This is a genomic window from Micrococcus sp. GbtcB5 (assembly GCF_019091605.1).
GTDB lineage: Bacteria > Actinomycetota > Actinomycetes > Actinomycetales > Micrococcaceae > Micrococcus > Micrococcus luteus.
In genome coordinates, this window is record NZ_JAGXJK010000463.1 from 1 (window position 1) to 237 (window position 237).

The 237-nt window shown below is 75.9% G+C and carries 1 protein-coding gene; it reads right to left on the minus strand.

The features are described 5' to 3' along the window. Nucleotides 1-18 precede the first annotated feature (18 nt). Nucleotides 19-237 (minus strand): hypothetical protein (locus KVS67_RS13115; protein ID WP_254629387.1); only part of this gene is annotated, 219 nt, incomplete at its 5' end.

A 237-nucleotide genomic window follows, 5' to 3' on the forward strand; every position in this document is an offset into this window, starting at 1 on the left:
TACCCGCCCCGCGTAGCGCTAGGTGCCGGCGCCGGTCAGGCCCACTGAGCCCGCCGAGCGCGTGGTGCCCTCCCGCTCCCAGTCGATGAGAGTCTCCGGGATCTCCCCGAGGAACTGGCTGGGCGGGTTGTACTGGTGCTGGCCCCACAGCGAGCGTGCCTCGGCGCGCGTCAGGAACAGGCGAGGGCGGGCGCGCGGCCGGGCCACGTTGGGCGGACGGGGCGCCTCCGCGGGCTC